Origin of the sequence: Herbinix hemicellulosilytica (assembly GCF_002904165.1) — a bacterium.
GTDB classification, from domain to species: domain Bacteria; phylum Bacillota; class Clostridia; order Lachnospirales; family Lachnospiraceae; genus Mobilitalea; species Mobilitalea hemicellulosilytica.
In genome coordinates this window covers 1-3427 of sequence record NZ_CVTD020000030.1, presented here as the reverse complement: position 1 = coordinate 3427, position 3427 = coordinate 1, and the positions used below count along the sequence as shown (strand labels likewise).

Annotated in this window: 2 protein-coding genes; both read right to left on the bottom strand. The window is 28.9% G+C overall.

Annotated features, from left to right (window positions below):
- Positions 1 to 700: 700 nt before the first annotated feature.
- Positions 701 to 1390: a TIR domain-containing protein gene (locus HHT355_RS13410; protein ID WP_103203942.1), complete on the bottom strand. Its 690-nt coding sequence runs from the start codon at positions 1388 to 1390 to the stop codon at positions 701 to 703.
- 93 nt (positions 1391 to 1483) lie between these two features.
- On the bottom strand, positions 1484 to 2947 hold the full coding sequence (locus tag HHT355_RS13405) for an SIR2 family protein (RefSeq protein ID WP_103203941.1): 1464 nt from the start codon (positions 2945 to 2947) through the stop codon (positions 1484 to 1486).
- Positions 2948 to 3427 lie beyond the last annotated feature (480 nt).

The window sequence follows — 3427 nt, the reverse complement described above, 5'->3', positions numbered from 1 at the left end:
CATTATAAAAAAACATGGCCTACAGGGCTTTTCTTCTCCCTAATAAACCATGTTTTCTAATACTACTTTATTTACCCCGTTTCATACATTTGAAAAATGAAAGGAGTTTATTTGGTTTATACAACAGCAAATATGTAACCCAAATAAACTTCTTTCCTTTTTCAAATAAACTCCTTTCACAAATCCCCCTCAAACCCTTGAAAATACTGGCTTGTTATTCTCTTCCAATTTCCCATTTAATTCCTTTTTCCTTATTCCTTACTTCCTAAAGTCCTTTCATTCCTCAATTTTTAGGGCAAAAAATGAAAATAAAGTGCTTTTAGGATTGAGGGTTAAGGGGGAAGGGTTAAGGAGAGATTTTACCCATTTTTCATTCCATTTTCTTTTCCATTCAATCTTCTAATCCATTGATTTTTCTGGCTTTTAGCCTTATTCCTTGTTCCTTATCCCTTAAAACTAATACATAAAAAAACATGGCCTACAGGGCTTTTCTTCTCCCTAATAAACCATGTTTCCTGCAAGAACTTTATTTTCTTCCTATCGATAATTTGCAAAATGATAGGAGTTTATTTGATGTAGACATAGATACAGGAACAAGGGATAAGGGGCAAGGAAATAATTAAAGGAAGCAAAACATAACTCATATAGCAAAACTTACTATCATGGAATGAGGTTTATACAGCAATATTGCATCAATAAATTAATCTACCTCTTTATAAATTTCATAATCATCAATTTTTTCCCGAATTTCATATGCTTTTTCTATGTATGTATCTATATCATTTATAAAAGTATCCCATTCTACAGAAGGTATGTAACTGCTATCTCCATAATATATCCTTGAACCATTCTGGCAATCACTTGTATTAGGATTCTTTAAGTTAAACATATTTTTACGAAGAATTTTAAAAAGTGTATTTGTTAATAAAGTTCTACAGCCTGTTTCACAACAACTATTCATATAAGTGTAATAACGATATGAACCATTTCTATCTGGGATAACTACAGCCAGCATAGCATTTGTTTTAGACGTAACAGAATTACCACTTGAATCTTTGCGAGATGTTTCTTTTAAAGAGTAAGAAATTTCTCGAGGAATCCATTGATTTCTTTCTAACTTGTAGGGGTCTTTCATATTTTTAGAAATTAATACAATGGTAAGAGTGCTATCATAAATTCGGTCCCTCAACTTTTGCCATATTGTTTCTTCACTCAGTTGTGATAAATCTTCACCATCAGATTCTCCTTTGTATATTTGGTTTGACTCACTTAATTTTTCCTCAAGCACATCAACGTAATCTCTAACTGTATTAGTTTCCCACCATTCTCCTGTTATATGTCTAACATCAGAATCTGCATACTTATATGATACAAAAATTTTATGCCCCATTACTAGCCCCCTCCTACGCATTCAATAATACATTTTAATTATGTATCAAGCCTTTAAAAGATATCCCTTATAAATTACTCGTCCGTTTTTATCCTAATATATTTCTTTTAACTCACTAATTATTTTACATACTGTCTTAATAATTACATCTGATGTTAATTCGCTATCTCCTAACAATTCAAAATCTTTCTTTAAATCTATATTATCAGGATAAAATTTTTCGAAATTTTCAATTAGTCTGTTCCAAAGTATTTCACTAGCATAACCTGTTACTCCAATAGGAATTACATTTAGTCCATTATCAATAGCCAATTCAAATTCCTCTATTACGCCATCCGCAATTTGAATACTTCCGTTAACAGTTTTATTTCCTAAAACAAAAACAGCAATTCCACCAAGTTCAACCATTTGTTTTCTATATTCTTTTTTAATTTGCTCTAAATCAACATCACTAGTAACATATAAAGGAAATGGCCTCATAATAATGTGGTCATCTAGTTTTCTTGTATTCGTTTTGTATATATAATCCAAAACACCATTTAATACTGCACTGCCTATTCCTTTACCAAATCCTGTGATTACTTTACAACCCAATTTACTTATTTCTCCACTAAGTTTATGAATAAACTCTAATGGTTCTATATCTTTTATTTTAAATTCTTCAAATTCATCTGCACTACCTGATATCAATACATGGTCTTTTTTATATCCTTTTTCTATTCTCTTCAGTATCTGTGTTATATCAGAATACTCATCTACCATCAACGAATGAATGTTATATCTTCTCATCAAATCAGCACATTTAAGTTCTTGCTTCAATCTATCATATTGGTACTTTTTCTTTCCTTCTTCATCATTAGAGTAGTCAGATTCGTTTACTTTTCTAAAAAAACAATAGTGCTTTCTTGAATATCCGTCTGTTAATATTCTTACTTTACTTAAAATGTATTCTAAATTAGGGTCTTCAAAACTAAATCCTATAAACAAAAAAGTTTTTGATATTAAATCTCTTTTAAGACTAATGCTAAATAATTGATTTCTTAAATCGTATAACTCATAATCTTCTTTAATAAGGACAACATCACTTGCATTACTTATATCACCATGCATCTTATACACAACTGCGTCTCTTTTACTAATTATTGTTGATAAATCTTTAACCGATTTCTTTACATCTGGATTTTTCCCATTCTTCTTCAAAGAATCTTCTATTAATGAATCATAGTTGGTTGTCCAATAAGTTTTTATAGGAAGTTTTGCTAAAATCTCATGATTCTCATTAATATTATTACATGATATGAAACTGTTTTTTATTAATTCTGCCAATGGTTGCTTTGAACCATCTTTATTATAAATATACTGTGCTAAAGCCACTAAATCTGTTTCTTTATCAACATCTAGTCCAATCTTTTTTGCAGGATTTCTTAACAATTCCTTCCAATCAACATACCCCGATGCAACTGATAATCCGGCACCAGCAAAAATGGCCGCACAACCTTCTTTTATACATTTAATATAATCATTAATAAAAGAATTTATTTCTAATGAAAACTCCATTAAACCACCCCCTCCACTATTTAACTTAAGAAAACATAGATTTTAAACGACATGACTCAAACCTTAATAAAATTAGTAACTATATTAAATTATCTTTTTCTAATTATTAATAAAATTGTAACTTTACTCATTATATTATACCATTTTTTGCAATTGTCAACTTTGTTTAAAACAATATATAATTTAACCTCTCAATTCCTTTATTTTAATTGGTTTAGCCTAATTTTTTACCAATAATTACCTATACCCTGAACTTTTATCAAAAACATGGTCTATAAGATTTTTCTTTATCCCAATAAACCATGTTTTCTGACACAACTTTATTTACCATCTATAAAATTAAAAAAATTATTTGATATAGAAATTAAAAAATAAATGTTATACTACCTTACATTGTGTAAATATTCATGAATATTTGTACTGTATCCTTTTTCTATTAATAAATTCTCAATTTCCCTCATAATGTATTTCATATACTTT